The sequence below is a fragment of the Pseudomonas sp. HP_01 genome, from assembly GCF_055284355.1.
On the sequence record NZ_JBTOPV010000031.1, the window covers coordinates 1 to 13,154 of the forward strand.

Annotated in this window: 14 protein-coding genes; 10 read left to right on the plus strand and 4 right to left on the minus strand. The window is 59.4% G+C overall.

What is annotated here, in order from left to right:
* Nucleotides 1-143: 143 nt before the first annotated feature.
* Nucleotides 144-2,003: an Lnb N-terminal periplasmic domain-containing protein gene (locus ACYAR8_RS16790; protein WP_463580474.1), complete on the minus strand. Its 1,860-nt coding sequence runs from the start codon at nt 2,001-2,003 to the stop codon at nt 144-146.
* A gap of 72 nt (nt 2,004-2,075) precedes the next feature.
* Nucleotides 2,076-2,564: a DUF3015 domain-containing protein gene (locus ACYAR8_RS16795; RefSeq protein ID WP_065987685.1), complete on the minus strand. Its 489-nt coding sequence runs from the start codon at nt 2,562-2,564 to the stop codon at nt 2,076-2,078.
* Between the two features lie 280 nt (nt 2,565-2,844).
* Here ACYAR8_RS16795 and ACYAR8_RS16800 point away from each other — a divergent pair, with 280 nt between their 5' ends.
* The 5 genes from ACYAR8_RS16800 (at nt 2,845) to ACYAR8_RS16820 (ending at nt 7,600) form a co-directional block, all read left to right on the plus strand.
* On the plus strand, nt 2,845-5,277 hold the full coding sequence (locus ACYAR8_RS16800; RefSeq protein WP_463580475.1) for a Lon protease family protein: 2,433 nt from the start codon (nt 2,845-2,847) through the stop codon (nt 5,275-5,277).
* A 185-nt stretch (nt 5,278-5,462) separates the two neighbouring features.
* Nucleotides 5,463-5,795, plus strand: coding sequence for a PA4575 family protein (locus tag ACYAR8_RS16805; protein WP_074890560.1), 333 nt, complete (start codon nt 5,463-5,465; stop codon nt 5,793-5,795).
* A gap of 170 nt (nt 5,796-5,965) precedes the next feature.
* A complete protein-coding gene (locus ACYAR8_RS16810; protein WP_065987683.1) occupies nt 5,966-6,454 on the plus strand; it encodes a TIGR00645 family protein in 489 nt (162 codons plus the stop codon).
* 139 nt (nt 6,455-6,593) lie between these two features.
* Nucleotides 6,594-6,899: a DUF6482 family protein gene (locus ACYAR8_RS16815; RefSeq protein ID WP_074890500.1), complete on the plus strand. Its 306-nt coding sequence runs from the start codon at nt 6,594-6,596 to the stop codon at nt 6,897-6,899.
* An 83-nt stretch (nt 6,900-6,982) separates the two neighbouring features.
* On the plus strand, nt 6,983-7,600 hold the full coding sequence (locus ACYAR8_RS16820) for an FKBP-type peptidyl-prolyl cis-trans isomerase (protein ID WP_074890502.1): 618 nt from the start codon (nt 6,983-6,985) through the stop codon (nt 7,598-7,600).
* A gap of 82 nt (nt 7,601-7,682) precedes the next feature.
* Here ACYAR8_RS16820 and ACYAR8_RS16825 read toward each other — a convergent pair whose 3' ends face one another.
* The gene (locus ACYAR8_RS16825; protein ID WP_108118989.1) at nt 7,683-7,925 is read right to left on the minus strand and encodes a PA4570 family protein; all 243 of its coding nucleotides are present in this window, start codon (nt 7,923-7,925) and stop codon (nt 7,683-7,685) included.
* Between the two features lie 177 nt (nt 7,926-8,102).
* Nucleotides 8,103-9,071: a polyprenyl synthetase family protein gene (locus ACYAR8_RS16830; RefSeq protein ID WP_108118988.1), complete on the minus strand. Its 969-nt coding sequence runs from the start codon at nt 9,069-9,071 to the stop codon at nt 8,103-8,105.
* A 239-nt stretch (nt 9,072-9,310) separates the two neighbouring features.
* On the opposite strand from ACYAR8_RS16830, the gene rplU reads away from it, so the two are divergent.
* From rplU to ACYAR8_RS16855, 5 genes are all read left to right on the plus strand, one after another.
* Nucleotides 9,311-9,625, plus strand: coding sequence for a 50S ribosomal protein L21 (gene rplU, locus ACYAR8_RS16835; protein WP_003176051.1), 315 nt, complete (start codon nt 9,311-9,313; stop codon nt 9,623-9,625).
* 33 nt (nt 9,626-9,658) lie between these two features.
* The gene (gene rpmA, locus ACYAR8_RS16840) at nt 9,659-9,931 is read left to right on the plus strand and encodes a 50S ribosomal protein L27 (RefSeq protein ID WP_037015434.1); all 273 of its coding nucleotides are present in this window, start codon (nt 9,659-9,661) and stop codon (nt 9,929-9,931) included.
* A gap of 241 nt (nt 9,932-10,172) precedes the next feature.
* Complete coding sequence (gene cgtA, locus ACYAR8_RS16845; protein ID WP_463580476.1) at nt 10,173-11,396, plus strand: Obg family GTPase CgtA; 1,224 nt, start codon at nt 10,173-10,175, stop codon at nt 11,394-11,396.
* A gap of 85 nt (nt 11,397-11,481) precedes the next feature.
* A complete protein-coding gene (proB, locus tag ACYAR8_RS16850) occupies nt 11,482-12,600 on the plus strand; it encodes a glutamate 5-kinase (protein WP_074890509.1) in 1,119 nt (372 codons plus the stop codon).
* A 29-nt stretch (nt 12,601-12,629) separates the two neighbouring features.
* Entirely contained in the window at nt 12,630-13,100 is a 471-nt protein-coding gene (locus tag ACYAR8_RS16855; protein ID WP_108118986.1) for a CreA family protein, read from the plus strand.
* Nucleotides 13,101-13,154: the final 54 nt, after the last annotated feature.

Here is a 13,154-nt window from a genome sequence, read left to right on the forward strand (position 1 = left end):
CCCGCCCCCCCCCCCCCCCCCTCGCGGGCCGGCGGTGGGCGCGTGCGCCCGGGGCGCCCCCTGTCCGTCCCCCCCCCCCCCCCCCCCCCCCCCCCCCCCCCCCCCCCCCCCCCCCCCCCCCCGCTCCTACCGTCCTGCACAGCTCAATAGTGATACCACTTCAGCTCCAGCATCACTTCATTCACCGGTGAGGTCAGCTGGCTGAAGTCCCGCTGCGCACTGAGCCGCAGCCCGAGGTTGCGCGACAGTTCCCATTGCTGATTGAGGCTGACGTTGCGCCGCACTTCGCCATTGGTGAAGTAATCGCCTTTGGTTTCCAGGCTGAAGTTACCCAGTGGATTGCGCCACAGCACACCGGTGTTGAACCCCGCGGCTGGGGAAATCAACGCGGAGAAATCGTTGTTGTGCTCGACTCGCACCGTTCCCATGGCGAAGCCCAGCACGTCGTCCCCAAGCTTCCACGTGCCGCCGGCGCCGCCGTTGACATGGCTGACCAGGTTCTCGTCGCCGTGCTTGCCCAGTACGCGCTCAAGGCCGCCCGCCACTTGCCATGACCACGGCTGCAGCAGCTCGTTGCGCGGTGTCAGCGAGCGTATTGTCGCCAGATCGAGCCGCTGCACTTGCCAACGATTGTCTTCATATTGGCGCAGCTTGAGCTGGAGGATTTCGATCTGCGCGCCCAGCGGGAAGCCGTACGCGTTGTCGTTCAAATCGTGGTACGCCATGCGCAGGCCGTATTCGGCAAACGCCTTGTCATCCCGCGTCCCCGCACCCAGTTGCCAAGTGCGCGACTCATGCCCGTCTTCCGGCAGTCCCGGCCGCTCAATCTCCAGCGCAGGTGGCGGATTGGTGCTGATCGCGCGCAGTAGTTCATAGCTGCGTTGAGCGCTTGTAGGATCACGCTCCTGGCCATTGGCGCGATACCGCTCCAGCCTGTAGGCCGCGTCCTGAATCATCGCGCGACGTTCCTTAGGCAGGGCGATGTAATCGGCACTCTGCATTTGCTTCTGGTCCGCACTGACTTTCAACACCCATTGCTGCTCGTCGTGATTCAACGGCTCGGCGCGGCTCAGCAGCTCGCGCTCCCGGGACGGGCGATAGTCGATCTTCTCCACAAGTCCTGCTTCTTTCACAGCACGAACGGTGTCCGTGGGAATGGCCGTCAGACGAAACTGCGGCGTCAGGTCCAGGCTCGGGCGAGCCACTTGGAGCAGCTCCAGCAAACGGTAGGAGCAGTTTTCGTCGAAGAAGAAATAGCCGAAGCGAATCTGTTTGAGTTCCCATACGTGCTCGACCATGCGCCGGGTTTCTTCCGGCGTCAGATTGAGGCGGTATTCCCACAGATCACGGTTCTCCAGGCTACGGTACTCGGAGAGTTTTTCCTGATAAGGCACCAGCGCGAACAGACCCGGGTAGCCTCCCGCCAGGCCTTTCCACGCATACAAAATGCTGTTGTCGGAACCCTCGATGTAAGCGCCGAAATTGATCGCGTAGCTGAGCAAGGCAGTCTTGTTGGCCTGCACGTCCGCCTGATCGATGCGCAGCAGCGTGTGGCCGAACATGGAAGACGGGCTGTTGAGGTACGCCGCCGGGAAAATCAGCACCGTGCTGTCCGGGGCCACATCGGAAAACCATTTGTTGAATTCTTTGCAGTCGACCGCAGGCAGATCGGTCAGCTTCAATTCGTCGCGCAAGAAACGCGTGCGGGAGGGATAAACGCATTGCGGATGCGCGTTTTCCTGGCCCTGGGTGACGGGACGGTAGATCGCCTCAAGGGTCGCGGCCAGTTCGGCTTTTGGGTCATGGGCGCCGTTTTGGGCGAGGAAGAACTTCGGATCATCGACATAGCTGCGCCAGCCACCCAGCTTGCCGGCTTCGTAGTGACCAATGGAGATCCAGAATCTGGAATTGGCCAGTTGCTGCAAACGATCATTGTCGACGTGAGGCGAGGCGTACAGCGGGGCGCAGACACAGAGCACCAGCCAGGCAAGGCGTTTGAGCATAGATTGGCAACTAGTCAGAAGTGGGCAGGGCGGAGAACCTGCCTTCCGAGGAGGAAGGCAGGCGGCACGACTTTAAGCTTGGGTCGCGTATTTAGCCAGAGTCGGATCGTTCTTCAGGATGTCGATGGTGTTGGTGTGAACATCTTCAGCAGTGGCGTCGGCCTTGGTGAAGATCTGCTGATAGTGCTCGTGGGTGACTGCGGCGAAATGCGCACGGTCTTCCGGTGCAACGCCCAACACGACCGCGTACGTGGTCAGTGCTTCGCCTTGGCCCATGGCCATGTCTTTGGAGAGCTCGTCCATCATGCCGTTCATGGCAATCCAGGATTTGCCGCCATAAGTCAGTGCGCTGTTGGTGGAGCAACCGTTAGTGCCCGAGGTCATGCCGAAGGTGGCGTTACCCGAAGTACCGTTGGTGGTGGAAGCGAGGAAGTGAGCGGGAGTACCGCGTTGACCTTCAAACAGCATGTTGCCCCAACCGCAGTCCGGACCGCCAGGAGCTTGAGCCATGGCGTTGATGGACACAGCGGCGAAGAGAGTACCAAGAAGAATCCGTTTCATAGCTTTAGTCTCTGTTGTTTCAACCAAGGGTCGGATTCCTGGCCGGAAGTGCGCCAGGGCGAACCGGCTATTTAAATTGTTGCCGGTCGCGCAACTTGGAGTTTAGGCACGATATGAACGTTCCGTCAGTAATTACAGATTGTTGCGTGTAATCCGCTTCCGCCGGGTGTGTAGGTCGCTTCCTCATACGGAAAAGCGATCAGGCGGTTCATGCCTTGCCAGTGCGGTGCGGCGAGCGCCAGAATGCGCCCATCTGCCCCGCCTGATGTAAGGATGTCCGATGCCCGATTCTGTTGCTGCCAGCTTGCGACTTGCGCCTGAAGCGCTGACCCGTCCCTTTTCCGCTGAACAGTTCAGCTTCACGACAACCAACGATCTGGAACCCTTTCGCGGCGTGCTCGGTCAGGAACGAGCGGTCGAAGCCCTGCAATTCGGCGTCGCCATGCCGCGCCCCGGCTACAACGTGTTCGTCATGGGCGAGCCCGGCACCGGCCGTTTTTCCTTCGTCAAACGCTACCTCAAGGCCGAAGCCAAGCGCATGCAGACGCCGTCGGACTGGGTCTACGTCAACAATTTCGACGACGCCCGTGAGCCGCGCGCACTGGAACTGCCACCCGGCAGCGCCAGCGCTTTCATTGCCGACATCAACGGACTGATCGACAACCTGCTGTCGACGTTTCCTGCGGTGTTCGAGCATCCGTCCTACCAGCAAAAGAAGAGTTCGATCGACCGCGCCTTCAATCAGCGCTACGACCGCGCCCTCGATGTCATCGAGCGTCTTGCGCTGGAAAAGGACATCGCGCTGTACCGCGATAACACCAACATCGCGTTCACCCCGATGCTCGAAGGCAAGGCACTGGACGAGGCCGAGTTTTCGCAGTTGCCGGAAGCCGAGCGCGAGCGTTTTCACACCGATATTTCGACGCTGGAAGAGCGGTTGAATGAAGAACTCGCCAGCCTGCCGCAGTGGAAGCGCGAGTCCAACAACCAGATGCGTGAGCTCAATGAAGAGACCATCATCCTCGCGCTTCAGCCGCTGCTGGCACCGTTGTCGGAGCAGTACGCGGAAAACGCCGCAGTGTGCGCCTACTTTCAGGCGGTGCAGGTCAACCTGCTCAAAACCGTGGTCGAGCAACTGGTCGACGACAGCAAAACCGATGCCCAGGCGCGCAAGCTGCTCGAAGAGCAATACTGCCCAAGCCTGATGGTCGGCCACTCTGTCAGCGGTGGCGCGCCGGTGGTGTTCGAGCCGCACCCGACCTACGACAACCTCTTTGGCCGCATCGAATACAGCACCGATCAGGGCGCGCTTTACACCACGTTCCGGCAAATGCGGCCTGGGGCATTTCACCGGGCCAACGGCGGTTTCCTGGTGCTTGAAGCCGAGAAAATGCTCAGCGAGCCGTTCGTGTGGGACGCCCTCAAGCGCTCCCTGCAATCGCGCAAGCTGAAGATGGAAGCGCCACTGGGTGAACTGGGCCGTCTTGCCACCGTGACCCTGACCCCGCAGACCATCCCGCTGCAGGTCAAAGTCATCATCATTGGCGCGCGGTCGCTGTATTACACGCTTCAGGACCTCGATCCGGACTTCCAGGAGATGTTCCGGGTGCTGGTGGATTTCGACGAAGACATTCCTATGGTCGACGAGAGCCTGGAGCAATTCGCCCAGTTGCTCAAAACCCGCACCTCGGAGGAGGGCATGGCGCCCCTGACGGCGGATGCGGTTGCGCGCCTTGCCACGTACAGCGCGCGTCTCGCCGAGCACCAGGGGCGCTTGTCGGCGCGTATTGGCGATCTGTTTCAACTGGTCAGCGAAGCGGACTTCATCCGCAGCGTGGCCGGGGACGAACGCACCGACGCCGGGCACATCGAGCGCGCGTTGAAAGCCAAGGCCACCCGCACCGGTCGCGTTTCCGCACGCATTCTCGACGACATGCTGGCGGGCATCATCCTGATCGACACCCATGGGGCGGCAGTCGGCAAGTGCAACGGCCTGACAGTGCTGGAAGTGGGGGATTCCGCGTTCGGTGTGCCGGCGCGCATTTCGGCGACGGTCTACCCGGGCGGCAGCGGTATTGTCGACATCGAGCGTGAGGTCAATCTGGGCCAGCCGATCCACTCCAAAGGCGTGATGATCCTCACCGGTTATCTGGGCAGCCGTTATGCCCAGGAATTCCCGCTGGCCATTTCCGCGAGCATCGCGCTGGAACAGTCCTACGGCTACGTCGATGGCGACAGCGCTTCCCTCGGCGAGGTCTGCACGCTGATTTCCGCACTCTCGAAAACCCCGCTCAAGCAGTGCTTCGCCATCACCGGTTCGATCAACCAGTTCGGCGAGGTTCAGGCGGTCGGCGGCGTCAACGAGAAGATCGAAGGCTTCTTCCGACTCTGCGAAGCCCGAGGTCTGACGGGTGACCAAGGCGCGATCATTCCCCGTGCCAACGTCGCCACGCTGATGCTCGACGAGCGCGTGCTGCAAGCCGTGCGCGCCGGGCAGTTCCATGTGTACGCCGTGCGTCAGGTGGACGAGGCGCTAAGCCTGTTGGTGGGCATGCCGGTCGGTGAAGCGGATGAAGACGGTCAATTCCCCGATGATTCAGTCAACGGCAGGGTAGTGGACCGCCTGCGCGACATCGCTGAAATGCTCAGCGACGACGACCTCAAAGAGCTCGAAAAGGAGGCGCCACAATTACAGCCCGAGCTGAAAAGCTAGGCCTTTGACGTCAATGAAACGGGGCGCTTGATGGCAAAATGACCATTCGGCGCCCTTTTCGTTTTCGCGCTTTTCCAACGGGGTATTTGTTCGATATTGTCGGGTTGCAGCAGTTGTCAAAGGGACTGACGCGTTTCCCTCGTTATGCGAAGGAGATGAATACTGCAATCAATAAGGAGCTCGCCATGCCGCGCAGCCTCTGCCTTACTCGCCAATGCCTGGGTCTGGTGACCCGAATCGAATGTGTCGTTCGCCCGCTGTCAGGCGATAAAGGAATGTGGACCTTGTTGTTCGCCGCCGGGATGTCTGGCGAGCAGCCCTCCGCACTGAAGGCTCAGGGGCCTTTTCATGGACCGGTTGCTGCCGAATCGGTGCTTGATGCCATTGCTGAAAGCCTGGTGTTGCATGGCTATCAAGCGGCAGAGGAAATCCCGATCTGGGGGCTTCACCTGCAGGGGGAGCTGCGAAGAATCAACAGCGACGCCGCCCAGAGTCAGCGCACTTCTCCGGCCAGCTGACCCTGCGTTTCGACGAGTCCCGCGTTTGTTGTCTGCAGTCTGCACATGCGGATTCGTCGAGCGTTCCCTAAGCCTGATCTCGCGTTATTGTTTCAACTCTTTTCGCGGTGGGTTGTGCTAATCGGCCTTCCCCCTATACTCGCGGGCTTTTAAATTATCTGTGAGCTTCAATGGAACGTTTTATCGAAAATGCCATGTACGCATCGCGCTGGTTGCTGGCGCCGATCTACTTTGGTTTGTCTCTGGGGCTTCTGGCGCTGGCGCTGAAGTTTTTCCAGGAAATCTTCCACATCATCCCCAATGTCTTCGCTCTGGCTGAGTCGGACCTGATCCTGGTGCTGTTGTCATTGATTGACATGGCACTGGTCGGCGGTTTGCTGGTGATGGTGATGATCTCCGGCTACGAGAACTTCGTGTCCCAGCTGGATATCGACGAAGGCAAGGAAAAGCTCAACTGGCTGGGCAAGATGGACTCTTCGTCGCTGAAGATGAAAGTCGCCGCGTCCATCGTCGCGATTTCGTCCATTCACCTGTTGCGGGTGTTCATGGACGCCAAGAACATCGAGCCGCAATACCTGATGTGGTACGTAATCATCCACATGACCTTCGTGGTCTCGGCCTTTGCGATGGGCTATCTGGACAAGCTGACCAAGCACTGAGTGCCTGCGCTTGTGGCGGCGCGGCGATAGCAGCGTTCTGAGCAAATATGACCAGTGGCACTGCTGGTCCCTTGCGCTCAGGCCAGGGTCAGCGAGACTTGGGGTTCGCTCATTCAGCCAGTGATCACGAGGCTTAGCCATGAACTTGCAGGAACTCAACTCACACGCCGGCGCAGGCCGCATCGACGAACTCAACCTCATCTCCATCGAAGGCGGCATCTACCTGCTGGAAGCACGGATGCAGGGCGTCGCACACCGTCTCGTCGACACCCATAACAAGGCGTTGCACCTGCGTTCCGTCGAGCACGCGCGCGAGCTCTTGCAGTCGGTGCCGCCTTTGCCGTTCAGTCTGGTTCACGCCGTGGTTCACGATGAGATGTGCGGCGTACACGATGACCTGGATCAGAACGTCAAGATTCCCCTGTCCATTCGCTCGGCCTGGTAGAGGTTACGGGTATTACGCTTTGTGCTAGGCTGCCCGGCCTTTAAATACGGGCGCCCGAGGGCGCTCTTCAGCGGAGCAGTGTCATGTCCGAAGTCAATCTGTCCACCGACGAAACCCGCGTCAGCTACGGTATTGGTCGTCAGTTGGGCGACCAACTGCGTGACAACCCGCCACCGGGTGTCGACCTCGACGCCATTCTGGCCGGCCTGACCGACGCTTTTGCCGGCAAACCGAGCCGTGTTGGCCAGGAAGAAATGGGCGCGAGCTTCAAAGTCATTCGCGAAATCATGCAAGCCGAAGCAGCCGCGAAGGCTGAAGCAGCGGCCGGCGCCGGGAAGGAATACCTGACCGAGAACGCCAAGCGTGATGGCGTGACCACTCTGGCCTCCGGTCTGCAATATGAAGTGGTCACTGCGGGCGAAGGCGCTCAGCCGACCCGCGAAAGCAACGTGCGCACGCATTACCACGGCATGCTGATCGACGGCACTGTGTTTGACAGCTCCTACGATCGTGGCGAGCCAGCTGAATTTCCGGTTGGCGGCGTGATTCCAGGCTGGACCGAAGCCCTTCAACTGATGAAGGCCGGCAGCAAATGGCGTCTGTATGTTCCTAGCGAACTGGCGTACGGCGCTCAGGGCGTTGGCAGCATTCCGCCGCACAGCGTTCTGGTCTTCGACGTCGAGCTGCTGGACGTTCTGTAAGATTCTGTAGCGACCGCTTCACGCTCGACAGATGCCGAGTCAGCCCCGCGCTGGCTCGGCATTGTCGTTTTTGCTGTTCCCATCAATGCAGCTCATTGGCCGGACGCAACGCCCGCGCATAGCAGAACAGAAACAAACTTCGCACCATCTCCTTTTGAACACCGGGTTCGCTGGAACTCAGGCTGCTGACATCCAGATCCCCCTGATCGCGCAATTCGTCGAGCGCCTCTTCCTCCAGCACCGCACACACTTTCCCCGTCTCGCGATCGAGGATGCGCAGGTAGGGCTGTGGCCGATCAAGCCAGGCATCAATCAGATAGGTCATGTGATTCTCCTTGAATGTTTCAATGAGAATAATTCCTATCTGAGGAATAGCAAGGATCTATTTGAGATTAATTCGCATCGGCTGCTTGGAGATCAGTGGGCGGCCCTGAGTCGCGCGCAACAAAAAGCCCGTCATGTGGACGGGCTTTCAGCGGAGCAGGGCAGGGCAGGGCAGCGGTCAGTGTGTGCGAGCGACCGCAAATTCGCTCAGCTCGACCAGTGCGTCGCGATAGACGCTCGGCGGCAGTACATCCAGACAGGCAATGGCGCGAGCGATGTAGTCGCGCGCCAGTTGTGCGGTGTACTCGAGGGCCCCTGATTTTTCCACGGCATCGCGAATGCTTTCGAGATCTTCCAGGCCACCTTTCTGAATGGCCTGACGAACCAGCGCGGCTTGTTCAGGCGTACCTTCGCGCATGGTGTAGATCAGTGGCAGAGTAGGCTTGCCTTCAGCGAGGTCGTCGCCGACGTTCTTGCCAAGGGTTTCCGCATCGCCCCGATAGTCCAGCAAGTCGTCGACCAGCTGGAAAGCGACACCCAGATGATCACCGAAGGTGCGCAGCGCTTCGCTTTGCTCCGGGCCAGCGTTGGCCAGGGCTGCGGCGCTGTGGGTAGACGCTTCGAAGAGCATCGCGGTTTTGCCGCGGATGACTTCCATATAGGTTTCTTCGGAGGTGCTGGCGTCGCGCACTTTGGACAGCTGCAGGACTTCACCTTCCGCAATGATCCGGGTGGCCTTCGACAGGATCTGCATCACCTGCATCGAGCCCAGTTCAACCATCATCTCGAACGAGCGCGAATACAGAAAATCTCCTACCAGCACGCTGGGTGCGTTGCCCCACATCGCGTTGGCGGTCGAGCGGCCGCGGCGCATGCCGGACATGTCGACCACGTCGTCGTGGAGCAGAGTGGCGGTGTGCAGGAATTCGATGGTCGCCGCCAAAAGGCGCAGGTCATCACCGCCAGAACCCAGCGCTTTGCCGCACAACAGAACGAGCAACGGACGCAGGCGTTTACCGCCGGCAGAAGTGATGTAGTCGCCGATTTTGGAGACCAGCGGCACGCGCGATGTCAGCTGCTTCTTGATAATGTGGTCGACGGCTGTAAAGTCGTCCGCCACAGCGGTGTAGAAGGCTTGGGGTTGCATCAGCGAGACGTGCTCCAGAAGGGTTGCGCGGCATGCTAGGTTGCAGGCCCCACCCTGTCAAGGCGTGACATAACGCAGCTTGCAAGGCGTTGATCGCTTGCGTACAATCGCGCACCCTAACTTCCTGGGCAGCACCTGCCTTACGCAATTGCATGTCGGCCTTCCAGCCTTGTGCAGCCATGCCAGCCAATACCTCTTCCTATAAAGAGCTGGGTGAGCAGGATTATCGGAGATACACCATGTCTTATGCAGTAATCGTTACTGGCGGCAAGCAATACAAGGTCGCCCCAGGTGAATACCTGAAGATTGAGAAACTGGAAATCGCTACCGGCGAATCCGTTACCTTTGATCGCGTTCTGTTGGTTGCCAATGGCGACGACGTGAACATCGGCGCTCCAGTTGTTGCAGGCGCTACCGTTGTGGCTGAAGTGATCTCCCAAGGTCGTCACGATAAAGTCCGCATCATCAAGTTCCGTCGTCGTAAGCACCACATGAAGCGTATGGGCCACCGCCAGTGGTACACCGAGATCAAAATCACCGGTATTCAGGCTTAATTTCAGCCTAATCCTCACTAGGAGAATTGACTCATGGCACACAAAAAAGCTGGTGGTAGTACCCGTAACGGTCGCGACTCAGAAGCCAAACGCCTTGGCGTGAAGATGTATGGCGGCCAGGTTATCGTTCCGGGCAACATCATCGTGCGTCAGCGCGGCACCCAATTCCACGCTGGTTACGGCGTTGGCATGGGCAAAGATCACACCCTGTTCGCTAAAGTCGAAGGCGTGATCAAGTTCCAGGTTAAAGGCGCCTTCGGTCGTCGCTATGTAAGCATCGTGCCAAAGACTGAAGTCGCGGCATAATCTTGCGTTCAGGGGGTTTGAGGGCCTGACCTTCACGCCTCCTGAGCTGAAAAGCCCTGTCGATGACAGGGCTTTTTCGTTTGTAGAAGGTCCTGTTTCTGGTGAGTCTCTTGCAAAGCTGTTTGTGTGGGCCGTTGTGGTGTGAAGTCGCTGGTTTTTGATCGGTATCGCAACGCTCATCTTTGCAAGAGCCTTATGAATCTATGTTGTTTGCTCGTCTTTTTGACGGGAGGCGTGCGCTATGAAATTTGTTGATGAAGTATCCATTCGAGTAAAGGCCGGTGATGGCGGTAACGGTTGCATGAGCTTCCGTCGCGAAAAATTCATCGAGAACGGTGGTCCAAACGGTGGTGATGGCGGTGACGGCGGCTCGATCTACATGATCGCCGACGAAAACCTCAACACTCTGGTCGACTATCGCTACACCCGCCATTTCGACGCCGAGCGCGGTTCGAACGGCGGCAGCACCGACTGCACCGGTCGCAAGGGTGAAGAGCTGGTACTGCGTGTGCCGGTCGGCACCACCGTGATCGACGCCGGTACCCAGGAAGTCATCGGTGACCTGACCAAAGCCGGTCAGCGTCTGCTGGTGGCCCATGGCGGCTGGCACGGTCTGGGTAACACGCGTTTCAAGTCCAGTACCAACCGGGCACCGCGTCAGACCACGCCGGGCAAGCCGGGTGAGCAGCGTGACCTCAAGCTTGAGCTGAAAGTGCTGGCTGACGTCGGTCTGCTCGGGTTGCCGAATGCTGGCAAGAGCACGTTCATTCGTTCGGTGTCCGCTGCCAAGCCAAAGGTTGCTGATTACCCGTTCACCACGCTCGTGCCGAACCTGGGTGTCGTCAGCGTCGATCGCTGGAAAAGCTTCGTCGTCGCCGATATTCCCGGCCTGATCGAAGGCGCTTCCCACGGTGCGGGCCTGGGGATTCGTTTCCTCAAGCACCTGGCGCGTACGCGTCTGTTGCTGCACCTCGTCGACATGGCGCCGCTGGATGAAAGCAGTGCGCCGGATGCCGCTGAGGTCATCGTCACCGAGCTGTTCAAGTTCAGCCCTGCCCTGGCTGACCGTGATCGCTGGCTGGTGCTGAACAAGTGCGACCAGATCCTCGAAGAAGAGCATGAGGCCCGCAAGCAGGAGATCATTGATCGCCTGGAGTGGACCGGCCCTGTCTACGTGATTTCGGCCATCGCCAAAGAAGGCACCGATCGCCTGACTCACGACATCATGCGCTATCTCGAAGATCGCGCTGATCGTCTGGCCAATGACCCGGCGTACGCCGCTGAGCTGGCTGAGCTGGATCAACGCATCGAAGACGAAGCTCGCGCTCAGTTGCAGGCGCTGGATGATCAGCGTGCCCTGCGCCGTAGCGGCGTGAAGAGCGTGCATGACATCGGCGATGACGATTGGGATGAGGAGGACGTGGATGACGAAGATGGTCCGGAAATCATTTACGTCCGCGACTGATCGACTGAAGTAAACTACGACGCCGCTCTTGAAGCGGCGTTTTGGTATCTAGAATTCGGACTCTCTGGCTTAAGGTTGAAAGATCATGCGGAGCAAGGTGACAGGTGCCCAGCGTTGGGTTGTGAAGATCGGAAGTGCGCTGCTGACAGCGGACGGCAAGGGTCTGGATCGCAACGCGATGGGTGTTTGGGTCGAGCAGATGGTGGCCCTGCATGAGGCGGGTGTCGAACTGGTCCTGGTGTCGTCCGGCGCGGTAGCGGCCGGCATGAGCCGTCTGGGCTGGACTGCGCGACCGAGTGCCATGCATGAGCTTCAGGCCGCTGCGGCAATCGGTCAGATGGGTCTGGTGCAGGCGTGGGAGTCCAGTTTCGCCGAGCATCAGCGGCACACCGCGCAGATTCTTCTCACCCACGACGATCTGTCCGACCGCAAGCGCTACCTTAACGCCCGCAGCACGTTGCGTACTTTGGTTGAGCTGGGAGTCATCCCTGTCATCAACGAAAACGACACCGTCGTCACCGACGAGATCCGTTTCGGCGACAACGACACGCTGGCGGCGTTGGTGGCCAACCTGGTTGAAGCTGATTTGTTGGTCATTCTGACTGACCGTGACGGCATGTTCGACGCCGATCCTCGCAATAATCCCGAGGCGCAGCTCATTTATGAAGCGCGCGCCGATGACCCCGCCCTTGATGCAGTGGCTGGCGGCACCGGCGGTGCGCTGGGTCGTGGTGGCATGCAGACCAAGTTGCGTGCTGCACGACTCGCCGCCCGTTCCGGTGCACACACCGTCATTGTGGGTGGCCGCATCGAGCGCGTCCTCGCGCGCCTGAAAGCCGGTGAGCGCTTGGGCACGTTGCTGTCTCCTGAGCGCGAAATGCTCGCGGCTCGCAAGCAATGGCTGGCCGGGCACCTGCAAACCCGTGGCACGCTGGTGCTGGACGAGGGTGCGGTAAAAGCGCTGACTCAAAGCCACAAGAGTCTGTTGCCGGTCGGCGTCAAGCTGGTGCAGGGCAGCTTTCGTCGTGGCGAGATGGTGGTGTGCGTGGCGGCTGACGGTCGCGAGATCGCTCGGGGTCTGAGTAATTACAGTGCGCTCGAAGCGCAGAAGATCATAGGCCTGCCCTCTGACGCCATCGTCAAGGAGCTGGGTTACATGGCCGAGCCTGAGCTCGTGCACCGTGACAACCTGATTCTGGTCTGAAGTGCATCATCAAAAAGAAGGAAGCATACATGCGAGTCATGAAAGGGCTGGTAGGCGCGTTGCTGATGTTGCCGTTGCTGGCATCGGCTGAAGAGATCGGCCAGGTATCGACTGTGTTCAAGATGGTGGGTCCGAACGATCGGATCGTGGTCGAAGCATTTGACGACCCCAAGGTCGACGGTGTGACGTGCTATCTGTCTCGCGCGAAAACCGGCGGGGTGAAGGGTGGGCTGGGCCTGGCTGAAGATCGTGCCGAAGCGTCCATCGCTTGCAGGCAGGTCGGGCCCATTCACTTCAAGGAGCAGTTGAAGGATGGCGACGAAGTGTTCAAGGAGCGGACTTCGCTGGTGTTCAAGACCATGCAGGTCGTGCGATTCCTCGACAAGAAGCGCAACACGCTGGTGTACCTCGTCTATAGCGACAAGGTGATCGAGGGCAGCCCGCAGAACGCCGTGACTGCGATTCCGATTCTGCCATGGACGCCTGCGCCGGCGCCTTGAAGCTGTAGAGGCGAATCGAAGAGAGGCAAATCGAAGGCAATAAAAAACCGACCC

Bases quoted from the DNA above. Each gene is read 5' to 3' on its own strand.
- rplU (WP_003176051.1), top strand. From the start codon at position 9,311: ATGTCTTATGCAGTAATCGTTACTGGCGGCAAGCAATACAAGGTCGCC.
- ACYAR8_RS16825 (WP_108118989.1), bottom strand. From the start codon at position 7,925: ATGACCTATCTGATTGATGCCTGGCTTGATCGGCCACAGCCCTACCTG.
- proB (WP_074890509.1), top strand. From the start codon at position 11,482: ATGCGGAGCAAGGTGACAGGTGCCCAGCGTTGGGTTGTGAAGATCGGA.
- ACYAR8_RS16855 (WP_108118986.1), top strand. From the start codon at position 12,630: ATGCGAGTCATGAAAGGGCTGGTAGGCGCGTTGCTGATGTTGCCGTTG.
- ACYAR8_RS16805 (WP_074890560.1), top strand. From the start codon at position 5,463: ATGCCGCGCAGCCTCTGCCTTACTCGCCAATGCCTGGGTCTGGTGACC.
- ACYAR8_RS16810 (WP_065987683.1), top strand. From the start codon at position 5,966: ATGGAACGTTTTATCGAAAATGCCATGTACGCATCGCGCTGGTTGCTG.
- ACYAR8_RS16795 (WP_065987685.1), bottom strand. From the start codon at position 2,564: ATGAAACGGATTCTTCTTGGTACTCTCTTCGCCGCTGTGTCCATCAAC.
- ACYAR8_RS16830 (WP_108118988.1), bottom strand. From the start codon at position 9,071: ATGCAACCCCAAGCCTTCTACACCGCTGTGGCGGACGACTTTACAGCC.
- ACYAR8_RS16815 (WP_074890500.1), top strand. From the start codon at position 6,594: ATGAACTTGCAGGAACTCAACTCACACGCCGGCGCAGGCCGCATCGAC.
- cgtA (WP_463580476.1), top strand. From the start codon at position 10,173: ATGAAATTTGTTGATGAAGTATCCATTCGAGTAAAGGCCGGTGATGGC.
- ACYAR8_RS16790 (WP_463580474.1), bottom strand. From the start codon at position 2,003: ATGCTCAAACGCCTTGCCTGGCTGGTGCTCTGTGTCTGCGCCCCGCTG.
- ACYAR8_RS16800 (WP_463580475.1), top strand. From the start codon at position 2,845: ATGCCCGATTCTGTTGCTGCCAGCTTGCGACTTGCGCCTGAAGCGCTG.
- rpmA (WP_037015434.1), top strand. From the start codon at position 9,659: ATGGCACACAAAAAAGCTGGTGGTAGTACCCGTAACGGTCGCGACTCA.
- ACYAR8_RS16820 (WP_074890502.1), top strand. From the start codon at position 6,983: ATGTCCGAAGTCAATCTGTCCACCGACGAAACCCGCGTCAGCTACGGT.